Genomic DNA, 20,587 nt, shown 5'->3' with positions numbered 1-20,587 from the left:
AAGAAAGTCAAATGAAAGCAAAGGAATGGTGAGTACACATGAAACAACCGTTATCACTGACTTGGGAACTTGATACTATTTTTCCGGGGGGTTCTTCGTCTGCAGAGTTAGAAGGGTTCTTGAGCAAGCTTGAAAAAGATATTTTATCCTTGCAAGGCTTTGTGAAGGATGCTGTGGCACCAACGGATGTTGCGTCTACAAAAGCATTGGATGAGGTTATAGCATTGCTTCAGAGCTGTTCAGGAAGACTTGTGGAGGTCACTTCCTTCGCAGACTGTCTAGGCGCTCAGAATCAGATGGACAAGGGTGCGGTAAGGCTGGCGGCCAAAGTGACAAGCATGCGCGCCGGATTCGAAGGGATCAGCTCGCAATTTAGCAATGTCCTTCGTCAGACTACGGACAAGGTATGGGCTGAGTGGATGGCTCGTCCAGAGATTGCTCCTTTAACGTTCGTACTGAGCGAGAGCCGTGATTTGGCCCGTGAGAAGATGAGCCCTGAGCTGGAAAGCTTAGCGTTGGAATTAGCTGTTGACGGATATCATGGATGGAGCGGGCACTATGATACGATTGTGAGCTCGATCAAGATCCCATTTGAGGATGAAGAAGGAACAAAGCTGCTATCTGCTGGTCAAGCTTTTAATAAGCTGGATGATCCAGATCCAAAAGTGCGTCAAACGATGTTCCATAAATGGGAAGAGGCTTGGACTGAAGCGGCAGATAATTGCGCGGATACCTTAAATCACTTAGCAGGCTTCCGCCTGAAGCTCTATAAGGGCAGAGGCTGGGACGATGTTCTGAAAGATCCGCTCAGCATCAATCGTATGACACAGGACACCTTAAATACGATGTGGGACGTGATTACGAATAGCAAACCTGTACTTGTGTCCTACCTTCAGCGTAAAGCCAAGCTGCTGGGGCTGGATTCTCTCTCATGGGTCGATGTCGAAGCTCCTGTAGGCAAATCCTCCGGCAAGATCCCTTATGATCAAGCTGCGAAGGATATCGTCACACAGTTCCGTAAATTTAGTCCTAAGATGGCTGAGTTTGCAGAGCGTGCCTTTGATAATAACTGGATCGAGGTTGAGGATCGTAATGGCAAACGTCCTGGTGGATTCTGTACTTCCTTCCCTGAGAGTAAAGAATCACGGATATTCATGACTTACAGCGGCACACCTTCCAATGTTTCAACATTGGCCCATGAGCTGGGACATGCTTATCATTCCTACCTGCTTGATGATCAACCTGTATTTAATCAGAATTATGCAATGAACGTTGCAGAGACCGCTTCAACCTTTGCAGAAGTGATTGTATCTGATGCTCAGGTTAAAGCTGCGGGCAATGCAGAGGAGAAGCTGGCTCTGCTTGAAACGAAGATACAGAACAGTGTGGCATTCTTTATGAACATTCATGCTCGATTCTTGTTCGAGACTCGCTTTTATGAGAAACGTAAGGAAGGCCTTGTAAATGCTGAGGAACTGTCTGCTCTGATGGTGGAAGCACAGAAAGAAGCTTTCTGTGGTGTGCTTTCTGAATACCATCCTCACTTCTGGGCGTCAAAGCTGCATTTCTATATCACAGATGTACCTTTCTATAATTTCCCGTACACCGTTGGTTATATGTTCAGTACAGGCTTATATCGTCTGGCATTACAAGAGGGAGCTTCCTTTGCAGACAAATATGATAGCTTGTTGCAGGATACCGGCGTGATGACATTGGAGGATTTGGTGCTCAAACATTTGGGAGTGGATCTGACAAAACCGGATTTCTGGCAAGGAGCTACAGATCTGATCGTGGCTGATATTAACGAGTTCTTGGAGATGACAGAGCATTTTGCGTGAAATGTCTAAAATAAGACAAATTTCAGGACACAAAAAATAACGGAATTTCAGTGTGAACACGCAAAGACCCCGGTTAAGGGGTCTTTTTTTAATGCTTAAATGTCGAAAACCCCCGGTTTATAAAAATTAATATACGAATGATCTATGAATTTTGCGCATTACTAGGGATAATAACCCAATTTTGTAGAATAATGTTGTTGGACGTATGTAAGGGGTCTATAATGAGCCTTGAGCCTTATAAAAGGCTTGCATGGAAGACAAATGAGCTCAGCTCAAAAAGCTTAAGTAAGCGCTTACTAAGCCGGCTTGTACGAAGAAAACTCGAAGTAGCTAAGCTCACAAAACGATATAAATCGAACCAGAAACTTGGGAAAAGGGGAAGGAGTGGCGAGGGGGATTTTGGAACTGTAAGAGCGGGAGCGACCGCCTTTGTCTCCGAATTTCACCCGCTATACGCGTAAGAATTCAAGAAATTTGGAGAGAACAGCGGCTGGAAGTCCAAACATTCCCCGCATTGGCGACGGACCCTTAGCCCAAATATTTAGGGTTCGATTTATAAGACGAAGAAAACTCGAAGAAGCTAAGCTCACAAAACTTTTAGGAGGAAAGATATGCTTAAGACAGAACAGCTATCATTAGCAAGACAGATGGATTTGGTGTTTAGGGAACTGCAAGAGGAATTGTCAGGGCTATCTTCCGGTACGGTATTTGTGCAAATACGAAATAATACCATTGGCAAATTCGGCATACGTCATCACCCTTTAGCCGGTCGGGGGGGTGGATTCACAGAAGTGAAGGAAGGAATAACGGAGAGCCAGCAGTCTTCTTTTCGTCTAATGGCACTGGAGAGTCTGAAATACAAACGCCGTTGGACTCATGGTGAGATCAGCTATGAATTCGCTATAAGACAGGGCAAGCTAATCGTAGATGCTACGCTGGAGTCTAATTATAATATGGCGAATCTGATGATTCGATCTCCCCGTAATGCTTACGCCGAGAGTGCTGATCAATTTTTAAGTTAAACGTTTTACATAAAAATTGTTTGCAGCTGGGACTATAGGCTATAAATTAGAAAAACCTCCCACAGCTTCTGGAAGAAGTGTGAGAGGTTTGAAAGCTAGTCGGCAATAGGCTTTTTAAGACCTCTGCCGGATAAAACACTTAAGATAACGATGTTACTGACGACCGGACAGTTGTTGTTCTGCCAGTTGTACTAGACGTTTAGTGATGTAACCTCCCAAAGAACCAGTTTCGCGGGAAGTGTAGTTCCCGTAATAACCGTCAGCTGGGATCGTTACTCCAAGCTCTTGTGCTGCTTCATATTTCAATTGTTGCAACGCTGCATTTGCTTGAGGAACTACAAGGTTATTGGAACGGCTGCTACGACCTTGACCTGCTTGACCCATGTGTGTCACCTCCTTCGCCCGTTGTGAAGATAGTATGAGCGCTAAGAGGCTAATTCATGCATGCTATCGAAAGGTTTTAAGGATGGTAATTATTAGTCGATTAAAAGTAAGGGTAGAAAGCCCAAATAACTAAGCTCGCACAAAAAATCGGCCTTCTCTTACGTAAACGCAAGGGAAGACCGATATAATGTATATCTGCTTTAATTCTCGGGATAGATCATTTCCAGCATAGTGGACAGCTCAAGACTTTGACCTGGTTCTACCTTCAGCAAGCCCGTGAAGGAAGGGTCATCGGAAACGTTAGGAGCATCCGGGAGCCAGGTGTAAGGTTCGATGCACAGAAATTGGTCGGCCGGTCCTTTGGTATACAGGACCCAGTGACGGAAATGATTCTCGTCAGCTGTATAACGAAGACCATAACCATCATCGCGTAATAGCAAGGCTTCTACGGGCTGCTTGTCACCAATACGTAGAGCAGTATCAAAATTAGTTCCCTGGAGGTTGATTCCAGAATTTAGAGAATCTAGATCACCAAGTGGAATTAGATTGCCGCTAGGGAGCAATTCATCGTTTAGTTCATAAATGCTGTTTACGGGCAGCTTGAGATTCCAACGTTCAGGTTCTCCATCGATCATAAACCAGGTGTGATAACCGATCCCAAAGGGAATACGATGATCGCCGAGATTTGTAACCTTTAAAGTCTGGCTGAGCCGGGCATCCTGAAGCCTGAATGTCATTTCGAATTTGAGTGGAATGGGAAATTGCTCCATCCAGTGCGGATCATCTTCAGTTAGGAATTCAGTAGTGACTGCACAACCGTCCTCGTCTTCTTCAATATCGCTGACACACCAGGATTGAGTCCGGTGTAGGCCATGGATATGATTGTCACCAGCGGTATTCTGGTCAAATTGATAACTTGTACCCTCGAATTGAAATTTTCCTTTACGAATTCTTCCGGGTGGAATTAAGAGCGGGATGCCAAAATGGTAAGGTTTTTGCATAAAGAAAGCTTGATCGCTTTCATCAGGCCGCCGCAGAATTTCCCGTTGTTCTTTTACATCAAACAATGAAATCACGTTGTTTCCTAGTCGCGGCAAAAGCGTGACTTCCAGTTCGCGGCTGTGCAAAATATAAGTATCATAACCGCCCCACTGCCCTTTGGTCACCTGTTTCATGAGATATGCTCCTTTATCGTAACTGTAATCGAATAGAACATGGATAACCTTATCATAACAGATTTATGCGGAAGTGGTTAAGTGATTTGACAACTTCTCTTTATGGTTCTATGATGAAGGCATTAAATTATGATGAGAATGTGATGACGGGGACAAGTAGACAGGAAATGCACCTTCAGAAAGCCGGTGGTTGATGCGAACCGGTAGGACACTCCTGATGAATGGACCCCTGAGCGCCGCGCTTGAACGGGAGCAAGATGCCCTAGTAGACCGGCCGGATCTTCCCCGTTAACGGAAGACTAAGGCTGTTTCCCTTCGACTATACAAAGGTTAAGCAGCGAATAAGGGTGGCACCACGGTCTCACGTCCCTTGCGGATGAGGCTTTTTTTGCGTTCTCGGAAATCGGAAATTACATCTAACGGAGGTCTATATTATGTTGAAAAAAGTAATGTCAGGCATACAACCGAGCGGTTCTCTAACTTTGGGTAACTATATCGGAGCGCTGAAAAATTTTGTGAAGCTGCAAGACGATCATCATTGTTTCTTTATGGTTGTCGATATGCATGCGATCACCGTTGCTCAAGATCCTGCGGCACTGCGTGAGCAGTCTGAAGCTGTAGCTGCACTCTTTATCGCGGCAGGAATTGATCCTGTGCGTTCGAATGTATATATGCAGTCTCATGTGCCTCAGCATGCGGAATTGGGCTGGATCATGACTACGCTAACGGCAATGGGCGAGCTTGAGCGTATGACACAGTTCAAAGATAAATCATCAGGTAAGGATTCAGTTGGCGCGGGCCTATTCGTATATCCTTCTTTAATGGCAGCAGATATTCTTGTTTATAATGCGGATCTTGTGCCAGTAGGTGAAGATCAGAAGCAGCACTTGGAGTTGACCCGTGATTTAGCTGGCCGTTTCAATAACCGTTTTGGCGAATTCTTTACGATTCCTGAACCGTATATCCCTGAAGTGGGCGCACGCATTATGTCTCTGGATGATGGCACTAAAAAAATGAGCAAGAGCAGCCCGAATGCAGGCAGCTATATTGCCCTGTTGGATTCGCCGGATGTGATCCGTAAAAAAATCAGCCGCGCAACGACTGATTCTGGACGTGAAGTGATCTTTGATCCGGCTAACAAGCCAGAGATTAGTAACTTGATGAGTATTTACTCGGAATGTTCTGGAATGTCCCTTCAGCAAATTGCCGATCGTTATGAGGGACAAATGTATGGTGGCTTTAAGAAGGATCTTGGGGAAGTGGTTGTATCCACACTTGAGCCTTTGCAACAAAGATATCATGAAATTCGCAGTTCAGGTGCGATCACTGATATTCTTGCCGAAGGCGCTGAACGCGCACGTATTGTTGCAGCTGAGACGTTGAATGGCGTAAAAGAGCGGATGGGCTTTCTGCCAGCTCGTTAATCTTAGTCAGAGCTTAAGCTTTCCTGTTTGCGTCTAATTCTGGCTTTGAGGATAAATCCCCAGCCAATATTAATTACGCAAAGAAAACCAAGCAGAAGTGCCAGCCAGAAGCTATAGCTGATCGCGATTGAAGCGGCAGTGAGAATAAGAATAGAAGAACAAGCGAACCAAAGTGAGAGTCCTTTACCCATTAAGAGCCTTCCTTTCCGTGTCTGCTAAAATGAATCCCGGAGTATTATAAAATACTCCGGGATTTTTTGTGATTATAGAATAGATCTCTCAGTAAGTCTACAGTTTCATCGTAAAGAACCAGGGTCGATGGAAAATCGTTTGTCGAGCTTATCACTGCTAAGCCAGCCTACATAAGTATTTAAAGGTTTATATTGGTTATCCATAACTAATACAGCCACAAAAGGGTATTGTTTGCGGTGTAAATAACGAACGTCTCCCCAGCGCACCATATATCCTGAAGGAAGCTCCTCCACTTCGGCAACCGCATAAGAGGTGAAATATAGAAAGGACTGAATATCTGGATGCGACTTGGATATTTCCACAGCGGGATGATTCGAGCAGACCGCATGTTTGAACCATTCCAGACGGTTGTTCAGTAGCTGCCCTACGTCATAGCTGCCGTCTTTTTTCACTTTAACTACGTTCCAGCGTTTAAGTGAAATTGTAGGGATTACAATATAACGTTCACCAGCATTATGGTGTATATCTTTAAGCTTGATGTTTCGTGTAAGGCGGGCATGAACAACCGTTCTCCAAATATAATAAAGAATGGTACAGGCATAAAGCGTAATAAATAAAGGTTTGGGCGGCACAATCCCAGTGATCCAGAGTAGAATAGCTGCGATATGGCTGCCAAAAATGAATGGATCGAAAATGTGGATGATATTCCAGGCAATCCATTTCTCAGTAAATGGACGGGCGGCCTGGGTTCCATAGGTGTTAAACAGATCAGAGAAGACGTGCACGCCTACGCCTATGAAACCCCAGAGTGCAACATGGCTTAAAGCTGCCAAATCAGTAAATCCAAACAGAGGCCCTAAGACTAGGGCAATCAGAGCGGGCCACAAAATTAGAAAAGGCAAGGAGTGTGTGATTCCCCGGTGATTACGAATATATATTGCATTGTCCTTTAGTCTTAATGCGGTATCGGCATCAGGAGCTTGTGAGCCTAAAATCGTAGCCAGCATAACGGCCCCGGCCAGTTTAGGGTCAGAAGCAACGACAGGATCTACGAATGAAAGTCCGGCTAACCCTATGCCCATAACTAAATGTGTAGCGGTGTCCATTGGTCAGTTCTCCTTTGTTGTTCGGAAGTACATTATTAATAATTACCCAAATACAGCTTAGGTTATTAACGGGCTGGAAATAAATATTGTCACGTAATTGTCAAATTCATGAACATACTGTGCCATGACTGTCAAAGTCTCCTCGGGTTTGATATGATAAAGTTAACAGCGAAGTCTATTTAGTGCTTCGGCTAGAACGTTAGAAGTTCGTTTAGAAGGAGGATCATTTGGTGTGGATAATCATATAACATTTCAAGCTTCTTCCGATTCTGCAGCTATGTCTGCAAAATCTCCACCGGAAGGTGCAAGTTGGCGTGATTTCATTACCGTAACAAAACCCGGTATTATCCGATCTAACCTCATCGCTGCCTTTGCAGGATATTGGCTGGCTTCAGGTTGGGATGTTCAATACGGCAGATTAGTTCTGACACTGCTCGGTACAATGCTGGTTATGGCTTCGGCCTGTGTTTTTAATAACTATTTCGACCGTGACCTGGACATGAAGATGGAAAGAACGCGCGATCGGGGGCTTCCTACAGGACGACTGAAACCCAAAACCGTATTGCTGTATGCTATTGGGCTAGGGATTGCGGGCTTGATTGTACTGTTTGCTTTTTCCGGAGTTTTAGCCGGTCTGTTCGGGATTGTAGGGATGTTCGTTTACGTTGTAGTATACACCCTTTGGTTGAAACGGACATCAACATGGAGCACTTCAGTAGGTGCGATCTCTGGAGCTATGCCACCGGTAATTGGCTACGTTGCAGTTACGGGAACAGTTGATCTAGGGGCTTGGCTGATGTTTGCGATGTTGTTTCTGTGGCAACCTCCCCATTTCTGGGCACTCGGGATTAGACGTAAAGAAGAATATAGAGCCGCTGGATTTCCGCTGCTGCCTGTAGTCAAAGGAACACGTCGTACGAAGTTTCAAATGATTCCTTATGTAGCACTGTTGCTGCCTATTCCAGTGTTAATGTACGCCTACGATTATGCAGGCATTTTTTATCTGGTGATTTCAACAGCGCTGTCCTTAGCTTGGTTAATCATAACCTTGATGGGCTTTGCAGCAAAAGATGACGAAGTCTGGGCGAAGAAGAACTTCCTCTTCTCCATTAACTACCTAACGGTAAGTTTGATCGTACTTGTATTGAATACGATTCACGGTTAAGAAGAGGGAGGGTATTATTGTCCGTGCAGACCTTTAAGCGTTATAAATGGACCTGGATTCTACTATTGCTTGCTTTGGTAATGGCTGGTTATCTGGCAGTTAATTCTTTGAATTTAGGAAAAGAAAAACTGCCGGTAATCGGTGAAGTGCAGGACTTTTCACTTGAAAATGTGGATGGAGACCAGATTACTCTGGCTGATACACAAGGTAAGGCGCGGCTGGTATACTTTTTTTTCACACAATGTCCGGATGTATGTCCTATAACTACGTTTCTGTTATCTCAGACGCAGAAAATTCTGGTCGACGATGGCAGCTTTGGAAAAGATACGGCGTTCGTCTCCATTTCTTTTGATCCAGAGAATGATACGCGTGAAGCCATTAAAAGCTTTGCGGACCGTTTCCAGGCAGATTATAAGGGTTGGTACTTCTTACGGGGGGATCAGGAAGTCATTCGTAAGCTGGCAACTGATTCTTTTAAAGTACTAATTGCAGGGAATAGTAAAGAAAATTTCGTACATGCCAATCGCATAGCATTGGTTGATCGGGACAATCGTCTCCGTGCATTGTATGACGCAGGGGATACGGATAACATAACGCCTGAATTTCTTGCCGATAGGCTGAATGAATTGGCTCGTGAATAGAACATAACCGCATAACAGAAACGCCTTTTTCGAATCCCATTTATTGAAGGATAACGAAAAAGGCGTTTTTAATTTCTTAGGCAATATATCGCGAATCAAAAAGGAATAGGTTCAGGGTAAATGATGAACTCTTCCAGACCCGCTTTTTCAAGCTGATTAATATTGTATTCATCTGGAGTGCCTTCCACTCCGGCATAACCCCGGCGTGTATAGATGTGACCAGCATCGGGAAAGGCATCGCGGAGAATCCCGCGTATTTTTTTGCCTGAACTGTCGTTATCCATATAAAGATATACTTCTCCATCTCCTGCTTTTTGTCGCAGGGACTCGAGTTTGAGCGTATTTAATGTACCAAAGGTACAGAGGATTTCGACTTCCGGTACCAGCACGCGTCGTAATCTGCTGCGATCGTTTTTGCCTTCGACAATAATCGTAATGGACATTTGCTGACAATCACCTCCGGAAATGAAGCCTGAACTTACAGACTTATTATAGTTTACCGAAGGAGGAGCAGTTTTAACAACTGTTTCTACAGGAAAATCTTCATTCCCCGGGAAATGTCGTAAAAACAATAAATCATGCGGCCCGCCCATTCCATTTGGAAGAGTAGGTAGACAGCTTGGTTGAATTTTTTGGCGGAAGCAGTAATAGTGCAACCATTAGCAATAGAAAGGCAATGAAATAAGGCGAAACAACGGCTCTTAATTGTCCTGCGGCCACAGGGCCTGCGAATGCGCCTAGTGACATGGCTATCGACTGCATGGAGAAGGTGCGTCCCATACGTCCTGGTCCACCTAGACTAATAAAGAGCGATGCCATTGCAGGAAATAATATTCCTTTAGCTGCACCCAGCATAAAGAGAATAACGGAAGCGGGAATGCTGTGAAGTGAGGCAAGCGCAAAAAAACAAAGGGCCATTCCTAGCAAGGCCACGGCTATTCTTCCTCCTGGGGAAAAGCGGTTCAGGAAGAACAAACTGAGTGTTACCAAAGCCCCTAAGCTAAGGAGCGATAAAAGAATGCCTGTGGAAACAATGCTATTACTTCCGGTCTGAGATAGAGGAAGTTCAAAGAACAGAACCCCTTGTGAACAAGAAACGAAAAAAGGCAGCAGATAATAACGTTTGGAAACTGGATTGGCATCGGATATAGGGACCGAAGGAAGATCCTGTTTTTTTAAAGGAGGTGCTGCAGAGTTTACAGGGCGTACTAAACGCCGGGCAGGTGCCGGTACACTGAAAAAAGCCATGATGCCTGTAGCGATAAGCAGCCATCCCAATGAGGTGAAGGTGCCGGAATAGCCAGCTTTAGCTACGATAAAGGCCCCCGCTGCCGGGGATACCACTGAAGCTAAGGTATGAACGATACCATGTCCGGACATATATTTCCCCTGCTCAGTAGCATCAGATGATAATGAAGCCAGCAAGGTCATGCACGCTGGAGAGAGGAAGGCGAGCGCGAACCCGCTTGCTGCTCGTAGCATCAGCAAATGCCACGGAAGCTGAGCATGAGCCTGCAGCAGTAGAATGGCTCCCGCAGTAACAAGGCTAAAGACGATGTAGCGGCGGCTGCCATTACGATCGACGAGTACGCCTGCGAGCAAATTGCCAGGAAGATGGGTTAACGAATACATGCCCATCATCCAGCCAATAAAGGCGGGTCCCGCACCAAGAGAGATGGCAAAGGGCGTTAGAATAGGATACTGTGCATGTAAATCAAAAAACGCCAGAAAAAGAAACAGGTACAGCCACAGCGCAGTTTTCACAGGGAAACACCTCCGAGAGCCACCTACAATAAAGATTAATGCAGGAAGGCGGATTTTAAGAAGATCAAATTTAAGCAACTACTTGTACTTTACGTGGGACAGAGAAGGCTTATACCGCTTTTTTAATTCCTATAAGCAGGTATACCTTTCTCTGGCTGTGGAACCATGAATTATGATGGGCATTCATGTATAATAATTAATATTGGCGTCATGTCTATAGAGGAGATAATCCTTAGGACGAAACTAGGTGATAGGGGTGTTGTGAGGTTGATGGATCCAGAGGTGTGGTCACAGTTTATTAGAGAGAATTGGTTAGTTATTGTTATTGCGCTCATTCTGTTGTTCGCGGTTGTTAATTTGGTCAAAACGATGTTGAAATGGGCGATTGTCATTATTATCGTTGTAGGTCTATTCATCTATAGTGGTGTGACAATGGACCAAATTGGTAACGCTGTGAATAAGGTGGCAGATGGAACGGTAAGTACGGTGAAGAAGGAAGCACAAGAGGTTATGCTTAAAGAGGCGCAGGATGCGAAGTACACTTCAAATGGTGACGGAACATTTACGATTACAACTCCGAATATTGAAGTGAAAGGTACTACTGGCGAAGATAAGGTAGAGGTTACTTTCCGCGGAGTTAGTCTTGGGAAGTGGAGTATTACTGATACCACACAAACATTTATCGAGGAAGCTCGGAAACATCAATAAACGGCTTCAGTTTAAATCATTATCAAAAACAAGCAAGCGGGCGACTGAAAGGGGAGATCGGATATGATAAACGGTTGGTTGACTAGTCTGAGTGATGCAAATATCATCTCCATCGCCCTCCTGCTGGTAGTAGTCTTTTCACTATTGCAAGGCTGGAGCAGAGGGTTCTCAAGTGCCACCGGAAGATTATTCGGTCTGCTGGGAGCAGGACTGTATACAATAGCTTCTTTGGTGCTGGCCATTCCTGCTGCGGCTTATCTCAATCCTCATGTACAGACTTGGGCAGCAGGAATAAGTCTGCCTGATAAACAGCTGACCCAGTGGCAGCAAATTTATTATACGGCTGTGTCTGTGCTGGCGGAATCGCCGCTGGTGCGGTTTCTATTGTTGTTATTGCTCTCTTATATCTTAATTCGTATGCTTCTGGGATTGTTGTCTATGCTGCTCCCATTCCATCAGCTACGGCGCACCAAGACATTTAAGGACAGAAAGATTACGCAAGTAAGCCGTATGGGCGGAGCTATCATAGGATTAATTATAGGATTGACTCGTGGTTTAATTATTGTGCTTGCTCTCTTCATTTGTGTTGGCCTAAATCCAGAAAGTCAATTTAGCCGTTATGTGGAATCTTCTCCGATCTACAGTCAAAGCGCTGCCGCTGTATTTGAGCCCTTTGTTGGGGAGACAGTGCAGAAAAAGCTGCCTATTCTGACGAAGACCGTTGCAGCTGAGATGAATGATATCCTGCGCAGAAAATATGAAGTTATTGATCATGACATTCCACAAGATATTGTGGGTGCGGCTGAAGATATTATTGGACAAGCGCAAGGAGACGAGAAGAAAGCCAGACTACTGTATGATTGGGTAGGAACACGAGTAACTTATGATTACGCCAAAGCGGAAAATTATGAAAAAAATAGAATTTGGCATGAACAGACCCCGCAGGATACCTTCGACACACGCATAGGGGTATGTATTGATTATGCACGTCTTTACGCTGTAATGGCCCGCTCCCAAGGATTGCAGGTGCGCGTTGTAACGGGTCAAGGCTATGATGGTCGAGGCGGGTATGGCGCACATGCCTGGAATGAAGTTTATATAAGTGACCGGCAAGCTTGGATTCCATTGGATCCCACTTGGGCGAGCAGTGGGGATTGGTTTAATCCGAAGGATTTTGACGATACGCATATTAGGGAGAACGCACTCTGAGTGAGGGCGCCGCACTCCTTCCGTGTGGTACAATAAACTCATACCAACCGCTCTAACACAAATGCGAGTGCAATGCTCACAATCAGCTTCTTAGAAATCACCTTCATTATAAGAGCAATGTCGCTGGCTAAGGCAATTCAGACATTATTTTTATATAGAAGGGAAGAAAGCTGGTGAGCTTTGGGAAGCAGCTCCCGCCTGCGGACGGGAAATCTTCGAAACATTCTGTAGGTCTGAGATTGAATCTGTTTTTCTTTGGCACTTTTTTTATTTTTTGTATCATTATTGTGCGTCTTGCAGGTTTGCAGTTTACTGAGGGAGCTTTGCTGACAGAAGAAGAGATCAAACGGGATACGAAGTTTGTTCCGCTGGCAGCCATGCGAGGGATTATTTTTGCTGCCGGGGGTGAGCAGATAGCCTATTCTACACCTGTTGAGTCGCTCTATCTTACCCTAAATAAGGAATATACAGCTAAAACTACCGATAAAGTAACGGGTGAAACCTCACTAACGGAAAAAGCGAAAAATAAGTCTAATTACCTTGCAGCAAGATTAGTAGCGGAGTTTGAGAAATATGGAAGTGCAGATGCCCCTAAGTTAACGCAGCAGGACGTGCTGGATTTACTTGATCTGGACTTTAAAAAGTATCTGGGTTATGTACCGCGTCGTATAAAAGCAGGGCTAACTTCAGAAGAAATAGCTTATTTCATGGAACACAAGGATGAATATCCAGGCATTACCATTGTGGAAGAAAGTGTACGCCACTACGATAAAGATACGGTAGCTGTGCAGACGGTGGGTTTTGGTAAACCTTTTAAATCAACCGAAGACATAGCGATGTACAAAAATATTCGTAGTGCAATGAAAGACAATTCTTCACCGGGACTTATGTATAAAACGGAAGAATATGTAGGATTTGATGGTCTGGAAATGCAGTATCAACGCGAACTGCGCGGAGAAAATGGTTATCAGATCATTTCGGTCACTCCTCAAAATATGGCGGAGAAGGTAGAACAGACCGTTCCCCCTGTAAAAGGCAATAACATTTGGATGACCATTAATAAGAATGTTCAGATGAAGACTGAACAAGCTATATTGGATCAGATTAAATGGCTGCATACCAATGCTGTTCAAGGCGAAACTCATCCTGATGCTTTAACAGGTTATGCAGTAGCAATGGAAGTAGAGACTGGGAATATTGTCGCTATGGCGAGTATGCCTGATTACGATTCGAATGTATGGACAAAGGACTCGCTGCCTACATCTGTCTGGAATAAAATTATGAATAATCATCTGAATGGTACAATTACCTCGAATTCTTCCGGGAGATCGGGTCATGATTTTAGCTCACTTGTATTCTTGGGATCGACCATTAAACCGTTAAGTGTATTAATTGGTTTAAATGAAGGATTTTTTAACACCTCGAGCACCTATCCCGATGTGGGGATTACCTATTTCGGTAAGGATGATAAATCATCGGTTAGAAATTCATCAGGTCACGTCTATGGAAAACTGTATCCGGCTGATGCTATCAAGCAATCCTCTAACGTATTTATGGTAGATATGGTCGGAAAGCAACTATACAAGAAATACCTGGGGGATAAAGGTGTAGAGGTCTGGGACGAATATATGAAAAAGTTCGGACTGGGTGTGTCAACACAAAGTGGTCTTCCCGGTGAATCACCAGGTCAGATTAACTATACAGATTTCAAGGCTGCAGGGAGCTCACAGGCCGCGCTCGTCTACGCATCTTTTGGCCAGCAAGGCAGTTATACTACATTACAGCTTGCCCAGTATGCTACTACACTTGCAAATGAAGGTGTGCGAATTAAACCGCAGCTTGTAAGTAAGATTACTGATGCGCAAGGTAAGGTGGTTAAGGAATTTAAAAAAGAAGTGCTTAATAGCGTAACTTTTGATAAATCGTTCTGGAGAGAAATCAAACAGGGAATGAGCAGTAAAGTTAGTGCTTTTGACGATTTTCCTTATGATTTTGCCCGTAAGACAGGAACCTCTGAAAAAACGGATAGAAAAAATATAAACCGTGATAACGGGGTCTTTATTGCCTTTGCTCCACGTGAGAATCCGAAGCTGGCTGTAGCGGTTGTGATTCCGGAAGGCGGCTTTGGCTCCAATAGTGCAGCTCCGGTTGCCCGTAAGATTTTTGATGCTTATGATTGGGAATATGGGCTGGATGGGGTTCCGAAGAAGAATATTCCACCTGTGGCAGATCCCGTTCAAGAACAATAAGCTTAAATTAGAGAAAAAGGAGAGAAAAACTGTGAGTTTTTTCCGTAAGCAGGCCTCACCTCCTGACGAGACCAGCAGCAAAAGTTCCATTGGCCTGCGACTCAACGTGTTTTTCTTTAGCACGTTCGTTATATTTTGCGTAATCATCATCCGACTAGCTGTTCTGCAGTTCGTGGAAGGTCCAACTTTAACTGAGGTAGAGACGAGTAGAGATACTAAAAATGTACCGTTAGCTTCCATGAGAGGGGTTATATACGCTGCAGGTGGTGAGAAGCTAGCTTATTCCACACCTGTTCAATCGCTGTATATCACACTCAATAAAGAGTATACGGCTAAGGAAACAGATAAAGTCACCGGTAAAACAACGCTGACCCCAGAGGCTAAGGCCAAGTCTGATGCATTGGCAGCCAAGCTGGTAGCTGATTTCAATAAATATGGGGATCCAAATGCAGAGAAGATGACGGAGAAAGATGTAATTGATGCGTTGGATTTATATTTCCGTAAATCACTTGGCTTTATGGCACGGCGAATTAAGGCTGATCTGACTACTGAAGAAGTTGCTTATTTCATGGAACATAAAGGAGAATATCCGGGGCTTGAGATTGTCGAGGAGAGCATTCGTCATTACGATAAAGATACGGTTGCTGTACAGACGATTGGTTATATCAAACCCTTCAAATCCGCGAACAGTCTTAATATTTATAAAAACATTCTAAGTGCTATGAAAAACAATCCGGAGCCAGGGCTAACGTATAAGGATGATGAATTTGTTGGATTCGATGGGCTGGAGCTGAAATATCAGCGTGAGCTTCGCGGGCAAAACGGCTATCAGGAAATTTCCGTCAATCCACAGAATATGGCGGAGAAAATTGAGCGTGTCGTTCCGCCTGTCAAAGGAAATGACATCTGGACAACGATTAATAAGAACGTTCAGATGAAGACAGAACAGGCGATAACAGATCAGCTCAAATGGTTGCACTCTAATACCGTACAAGGCAGAACGCATCCGAATGCTTTAACGGGATATGCAGTAGCGATGGAAGTAGATACTGGCAATATTGTTGCTATGGCGAGTATGCCTGACTATGATACGAATGTTTGGACAACGGGTTCTTTATCTGCAGATGTCTGGAACAGTATTATGGATAACTATCAGAACGGCACGATAACTCCTATTTCTTCAGGAACCTCAGGGAATGGACTAAGATCTGTATTGCTTCTAGGTTCAACGATTAAACCTTTGAGTGTACTCGTGGGCCTGAATGAAGGGTTGTTTTCAACTTCATCGTATTATCAGGATAAAGGTTTTGCGACTTTTGGTAAGTCTGGGCATGAAACGAAGGTAAGAAACTCTTCTAACCACGTATATGGTTCTTTGGATCCTGCTAGAGCCATTGAGAAATCCTCGAATGCATTTATGGTCGATATGGTCGGTAAAAGATTGTATGACAAATATAAAAGCAAGGGGATAGACATCTGGGATGTCTATATGAAAGAGTTCGGCCTTGGTGTATCTACGGGAATTGACCTGCCAAATGAATTCTTGGGTCAAAGAAACTATACCAATATAGAAGCTGCTGGTAGTGCGCAGTCCGCACTGGTCTATGCCTCTTTCGGACAACAAGGAAGTTATACAGTAATGCAGCTTGCACAGTATGTTACAACACTTGCTAATGAAGGACAGCGGATTAAACCTCAATTGGTTAGCAAGATTACTGATGCAGATGGAAATATAGTCAAAGAGTTTAAACGTGAGGTGCTTGATGAAGTAACAAACTTCGATAAGTCCTACTGGAATGAAATTAAGCAGGGGATGCGAAGTGAAGTTAGTGCTTTTTCTGATTTCCCTTATGACTTTGCCCGTAAGACGGGAACCTCTCAGCAAGTAGCTAAGGGTGAAATTCGCGATAATGGGGTATTTATTGCATATGCTCCACGTAATAATCCTAAGTTGGCTGTGGCGGTTGTAATCCCTGAAGGTGGTTTTGGTTCACAAAGTGCGGCACCAGTCGCACGTAAAATATTTGATGCCTATGATTGGGAATATGGCCTTGATGGAGTTCCAAAGAAAAGTCTCCAGTCTGGCAATAATACTAATGATAATGCGAAGGAGGGAGAGACTACAGGTACCGAGTAACTCTGACCCTATGGCCTAAGATTTAAAAAAATAAACAGCTTCTCAAATGAGAGCATACAAGAATGGAGGGATGGCAAATGATTGCCAAATACCGCCTGCTTGCATTGGATATGGATGGAACCCTACTGAATGATGAACAGATAATTACACCCACAACGGTGGAATGGATTCAAAAGGCGGTCAACGCAGGCGTTCATGTCTGTCTGTCGACAGGCCGGGCATTTGTAAGTGCCTTACCCTATGCAGAGCAGCTAGGTTTAGAGACACCGATGATCACTGTGAACGGCAGTGAGGTGTGGAGAGCGCCACATGAAATATACCGGAGATCACTAATGGATCCCAAGCTGGTACAAGAAATGTATGATCTTGCAAAAGCAGATGACATCTGGTTCTGGGCTTATTCTCTGGACGAAGTTCTTAAACAGGATAACTGGGATGGGGATGTAACGGGTAGAGAATGGCTTAAATTCGGTTATCACACTGAAGATGATGAGCTTCGTCATAAGCTGTTGCTTCGTCTTCAAGATATGGGTGGACTGGAGATTACGAACTCTTCTCCGCACAATCTGGAGATTAATCCTCTAGGCGTGAATAAGGCAGCAGGAATAAAGGAAGTCTGCAAGCTGCTGGGAATAGAAATGTCGCAAGTTGTAGCTGTGGGCGACAGCCTTAACGATCTGGCGGCGATCCAGCAGGCTGGGCTTGGGGTTGCCATGGGCAACGCGCAAAAGACGGTTAAACAAGAGGCTGATGTTGTGGTGGCGACCAATAATCAAGACGGGATTGCCGAGGTCATCCAAAAGTATATCTTTACCGAAGCTGCAGCCTCTGTAGGCAGCAAATAATAAAAGCAGTACTGCGAAGTGAATCCATGGAGCATTATGCTAGTAGGAGGTTAAGGAATTGACGATCCTGGGTTGGATTCTTATCATTGTTTTGTTTGCTGTAGGATTGGCAGGGGCTGTGTATCCCATACTGCCGGGTGCGTTAGCGATCTATCTTGCCTTTTTTGTATACGGCTGGTTTTTTTCTTTTGAGCCCTTTGGGGTTTGGTTCTGGATTATTCAAACACTGATCGTTGTAGTTCTTTTTGTTGCTGATTATGTTGTAGGAGCGTGGGGTGTCAAAAAATTTGGCGGATCACGTTCATCGATTATCGGGAGCACGATCGGGCTGATCTTGGGACCTTTTGTTATTCCAGCTTTTGGTCTTATCATTGGACCATTTCTAGGGGCTTTTATTGGAGAATTGATAGTGGGATCTTCCCCGTCTAAAGCTGCTAAGGTAAGTGTTGGCTCCATACTCGGCTTATTTAGCAGCACCTTGGTCAAAATCGTGTTGCAGGTAATTATGGTCGTCCTCTTTTTTATATGGGTCGCCCGGTTTTAATTTAACAGTGAAGAAGGGGAAAGAGTTTGTCCAAGAAAGAGTCTTTTGTTAAAGGCACGCTTATCCTTGCTGCTGCAGCTTTGGTGGCAAGGGTACTCGGGCTTGTCCAGCGTGTGCCGCTGGAGCATTTATTTAATGATGTTGGTAATGCTTCATTTACACAGGCAAACACAGTTTATTTAATGTTATTACCGCTGGCTACAGCAGGGATTCCAAGTACATTAAGTAAAATGGTATCTGAGCGTTATGCACTGAATAGACCAAATGAAGCTCAGCAGGTGTATCGGGCGGCATTAATCTTTGGTGTTGTAGTTGGCGTAATTATGAGCGCATTGTTATACATAGGTGCTCCTTATTATGCAGAATATGCAAAAGTTCCTGAAAGTACTTTGGCGATCCGGGCCATAGCTCCGGCACTCCTACTCTTCCCTTCTATTGCAATGATGCGTGGTTACTTTCAAGGGCGGAATAATATGATGGCTGGTGGCATCTCTCAAATTGTGGAGCAGATCGCGAGGGTATCTACCGCTGTTCTTCTGGCATTTGTATTGTTACAAAAAGGGTACGACAACACGTGGATGGCTGCTGGTGCATCATTCGGTAGTGTATTTGGTAGTGTTGGTGCGTTTGGTGTAATGCTCTATTACGCTATGAAATTACGGCGTAGCGAGGGGCAAACTGCGTTATACGAAACGAATGAAGCGAAGCTTCCTCTATTTGGAATTTATAAGGATATATTTAAATTATCCATTCCTATCGTTCTATCTTCAGTTACGGTTCCAGTAGTGAACTTTATTGATACATCTTTAATTGTACCGTTACTGAGTGGACAAGTTGGTGTAGCTGATGCCACACGTGCTTTGGGTATTTTCGGGAGTCGGGCACAGAGTGTCGCCGGGATTCCACCGGTTCTTTCTATAGCACTGAGCACATCACTTATACCAATTATTTCAGCTGCATATGCCCGTCGGGATGAAAAACATCTAAAAGGGCAAGTGACGTTAGCACTTCGAATCTCTATTTTAACAGGAGCACCGATTGTTCTATCACTCGTAGTTGCTGCATATTCAGTTAATGGTCTCTTGTTCAGTAGTTTAGATGGCAGTGGTATCGTAGCCATGCTTACTTTAGGAACGATCTTTCAGATTACGATGATGACAACGAACTCTATTTTGTTAGGTATGGGCAAATCGCGAATTTCCATGTATTATGTGTTAGCGGGTATTATTGTAAAATTAGTGGCAAGCTTATTACTTAGTAAGGTATTTGGCATCTACGGAATTATCGGTGCAACAGCACTTTGTTTCGTGGTCATTACTTTGCTTAACTTACGGATGCTGAAATCGATTGTGCCATTTGAAATTATGGGCAAACGTTGGGGCGGTTTCGCGATTGCGGTACTTGTGTCCGGCGGGATTGGTTATGGCTTGAATGAAGCTGGAATTTTGTTAACGGATCTGATGCCGGCACGTTTGGCGTTTCTGATCACTTGTCTAGTTGTAGGAGCAGCCGTTGTTGTTATTTATCTAGTACTGCTTATTGTGCTGGGTGTGCTGACTAAACAGGAAATCTCCAGTTATCCGCGGGCGCTGCAAAAATTATTGAATCCGCTGATGAAGTTACAGCCTGCACGTGTTCGTATGAGAGAATAGGTTTGACTTCTACACTGCATTTTGCTTCACTTAAAGAGTAGAAAATAGACAGATATTGAAGAAGGGACTGAGTAAATCATGGACAAAATTAGTTCTCCTGCTGAATTTCAGGTAGCCATTCAATCACCTCGATTAACAGTGGCCATCTTCAAGGCTGACTGGTGCTCGGATTGCAAATTTATCGATCCTTTTATCCCAGAGGTAGAGCAGGCTTATGCAGACCGCCTTACACTGGTTGAGGTAGATGTTGATGCCGTGGGCGATGTTAGTCAAGAACAAAATATTATGGGTATTCCAAGCTTCGTCGCATATTCGGATGGACGGGAATTGGTTAGATTCGTTAATAAATTGCGCAAATCCCGTGAAGAGATTGAGAATTTCCTTGATAAAGCGGTCCAAGTGCATCAAAGCCTTCAAAAGTAATTCCTAAGGAACCACCGCTTTCGCCTGTTTGTGCAAAAGCGGTGGTTTTTTGAAATATAAGTCTGGCTGCTTCTTCATTACTAAAAACTGCGGGTGATATTTTTGACGA

At 44.2% G+C, this 20,587-nt stretch carries 19 protein-coding genes and 1 other annotated feature; of the genes, 13 read left to right on the top strand and 6 right to left on the bottom strand.

What is annotated here, in order from left to right:
• Window positions 1-38 precede the first annotated feature (38 nt).
• Together NYE58_RS30460 and NYE58_RS30455 are read left to right on the top strand one after the other, a co-directional pair.
• A complete protein-coding gene (locus tag NYE58_RS30460) occupies window positions 39-1,838 on the top strand; it encodes a M3 family oligoendopeptidase (RefSeq protein ID WP_341003794.1) in 1,800 nt (599 codons plus the stop codon).
• A gap of 611 nt (window positions 1,839-2,449) precedes the next feature.
• Complete coding sequence (locus NYE58_RS30455; protein ID WP_036685297.1) at window positions 2,450-2,860, top strand: hypothetical protein; 411 nt, start codon at window positions 2,450-2,452, stop codon at window positions 2,858-2,860.
• Between the two features lie 153 nt (window positions 2,861-3,013).
• Here NYE58_RS30455 and NYE58_RS30450 read toward each other — a convergent pair whose 3' ends face one another.
• Both NYE58_RS30450 and NYE58_RS30445 read right to left on the bottom strand, forming a co-directional pair.
• Complete coding sequence (locus NYE58_RS30450; protein WP_036685295.1) at window positions 3,014-3,244, bottom strand: alpha/beta-type small acid-soluble spore protein; 231 nt, start codon at window positions 3,242-3,244, stop codon at window positions 3,014-3,016.
• A 200-nt stretch (window positions 3,245-3,444) separates the two neighbouring features.
• A complete protein-coding gene (locus NYE58_RS30445) occupies window positions 3,445-4,419 on the bottom strand; it encodes an aldose 1-epimerase (RefSeq protein ID WP_076184767.1) in 975 nt (324 codons plus the stop codon).
• 134 nt (window positions 4,420-4,553) lie between these two features.
• Window positions 4,554-4,793 (top strand) — a binding site (T-box leader).
• Window positions 4,794-4,856: 63 nt separating this feature from the next.
• Between NYE58_RS30445 and trpS the strand changes: the two genes are divergently transcribed.
• The gene (gene trpS, locus NYE58_RS30440; protein ID WP_076277571.1) at window positions 4,857-5,843 is read left to right on the top strand and encodes a tryptophan--tRNA ligase; all 987 of its coding nucleotides are present in this window, start codon (window positions 4,857-4,859) and stop codon (window positions 5,841-5,843) included.
• 2 nt (window positions 5,844-5,845) lie between these two features.
• On the opposite strand, the gene NYE58_RS30435 is transcribed toward trpS, so the two are convergent.
• Window positions 5,846-6,034, bottom strand: a complete 189-nt coding sequence (locus tag NYE58_RS30435) for a hypothetical protein (RefSeq protein WP_341003792.1) — start codon at window positions 6,032-6,034, stop codon at window positions 5,846-5,848.
• A gap of 105 nt (window positions 6,035-6,139) precedes the next feature.
• The gene (locus NYE58_RS30430; RefSeq protein ID WP_076218717.1) at window positions 6,140-7,141 is read right to left on the bottom strand and encodes a metal-dependent hydrolase; all 1,002 of its coding nucleotides are present in this window, start codon (window positions 7,139-7,141) and stop codon (window positions 6,140-6,142) included.
• A 232-nt stretch (window positions 7,142-7,373) separates the two neighbouring features.
• Between NYE58_RS30430 and cyoE the strand changes: the two genes are divergently transcribed.
• The gene (cyoE, locus tag NYE58_RS30425; RefSeq protein WP_036685285.1) at window positions 7,374-8,306 is read left to right on the top strand and encodes a heme o synthase; all 933 of its coding nucleotides are present in this window, start codon (window positions 7,374-7,376) and stop codon (window positions 8,304-8,306) included.
• Between the two features lie 23 nt (window positions 8,307-8,329).
• Complete coding sequence (locus NYE58_RS30420; protein WP_036685589.1) at window positions 8,330-8,947, top strand: SCO family protein; 618 nt, start codon at window positions 8,330-8,332, stop codon at window positions 8,945-8,947.
• A gap of 95 nt (window positions 8,948-9,042) precedes the next feature.
• Here NYE58_RS30420 and NYE58_RS30415 read toward each other — a convergent pair whose 3' ends face one another.
• Together NYE58_RS30415 and NYE58_RS30410 are read right to left on the bottom strand one after the other, a co-directional pair.
• Entirely contained in the window at window positions 9,043-9,390 is a 348-nt protein-coding gene (locus NYE58_RS30415; protein ID WP_076218721.1) for a DNA primase, read from the bottom strand.
• Between the two features lie 133 nt (window positions 9,391-9,523).
• Entirely contained in the window at window positions 9,524-10,711 is a 1,188-nt protein-coding gene (locus NYE58_RS30410) for an MFS transporter (RefSeq protein ID WP_076277558.1), read from the bottom strand.
• A gap of 270 nt (window positions 10,712-10,981) precedes the next feature.
• On the opposite strand from NYE58_RS30410, the gene NYE58_RS30405 reads away from it, so the two are divergent.
• The 8 genes from NYE58_RS30405 to NYE58_RS30370 all read left to right on the top strand — a co-directional run bounded on the left by NYE58_RS30405 (window position 10,982) and on the right by NYE58_RS30370 (window position 20,478).
• Complete coding sequence (locus NYE58_RS30405) at window positions 10,982-11,419, top strand: hypothetical protein (RefSeq protein WP_076127990.1); 438 nt, start codon at window positions 10,982-10,984, stop codon at window positions 11,417-11,419.
• Window positions 11,420-11,482: 63 nt separating this feature from the next.
• Window positions 11,483-12,628, top strand: a complete 1,146-nt coding sequence (locus NYE58_RS30400; protein WP_076218714.1) for a transglutaminase domain-containing protein — start codon at window positions 11,483-11,485, stop codon at window positions 12,626-12,628.
• Between the two features lie 173 nt (window positions 12,629-12,801).
• Entirely contained in the window at window positions 12,802-14,877 is a 2,076-nt protein-coding gene (locus NYE58_RS30395) for a peptidoglycan D,D-transpeptidase FtsI family protein (RefSeq protein WP_341003789.1), read from the top strand.
• Window positions 14,878-14,908: 31 nt separating this feature from the next.
• Complete coding sequence (locus NYE58_RS30390; protein WP_076218712.1) at window positions 14,909-17,014, top strand: peptidoglycan D,D-transpeptidase FtsI family protein; 2,106 nt, start codon at window positions 14,909-14,911, stop codon at window positions 17,012-17,014.
• A 77-nt stretch (window positions 17,015-17,091) separates the two neighbouring features.
• Window positions 17,092-17,859, top strand: coding sequence for a Cof-type HAD-IIB family hydrolase (locus NYE58_RS30385; RefSeq protein ID WP_036685270.1), 768 nt, complete (start codon window positions 17,092-17,094; stop codon window positions 17,857-17,859).
• Between the two features lie 58 nt (window positions 17,860-17,917).
• Window positions 17,918-18,403 (top strand): DUF456 domain-containing protein, encoded by a 486-nt coding sequence (locus NYE58_RS30380; protein WP_038573189.1) that lies wholly within the window; start codon window positions 17,918-17,920, stop codon window positions 18,401-18,403.
• 26 nt (window positions 18,404-18,429) lie between these two features.
• Window positions 18,430-20,055: a putative polysaccharide biosynthesis protein gene (locus tag NYE58_RS30375; RefSeq protein ID WP_076277561.1), complete on the top strand. Its 1,626-nt coding sequence runs from the start codon at window positions 18,430-18,432 to the stop codon at window positions 20,053-20,055.
• A gap of 78 nt (window positions 20,056-20,133) precedes the next feature.
• Window positions 20,134-20,478 (top strand): thioredoxin family protein, encoded by a 345-nt coding sequence (locus NYE58_RS30370; protein WP_036685265.1) that lies wholly within the window; start codon window positions 20,134-20,136, stop codon window positions 20,476-20,478.
• Window positions 20,479-20,587 lie beyond the last annotated feature (109 nt).

Origin of the sequence: Paenibacillus sp. FSL L8-0708 (genome assembly GCF_038009325.1) — a bacterium.
In the GTDB taxonomy this organism is placed as follows: Bacteria; Bacillota; Bacilli; order Paenibacillales; family Paenibacillaceae; genus Paenibacillus_AQ; species Paenibacillus_AQ odorifer.
This window is presented reverse-complemented; position numbering and strand designations above follow the sequence as displayed.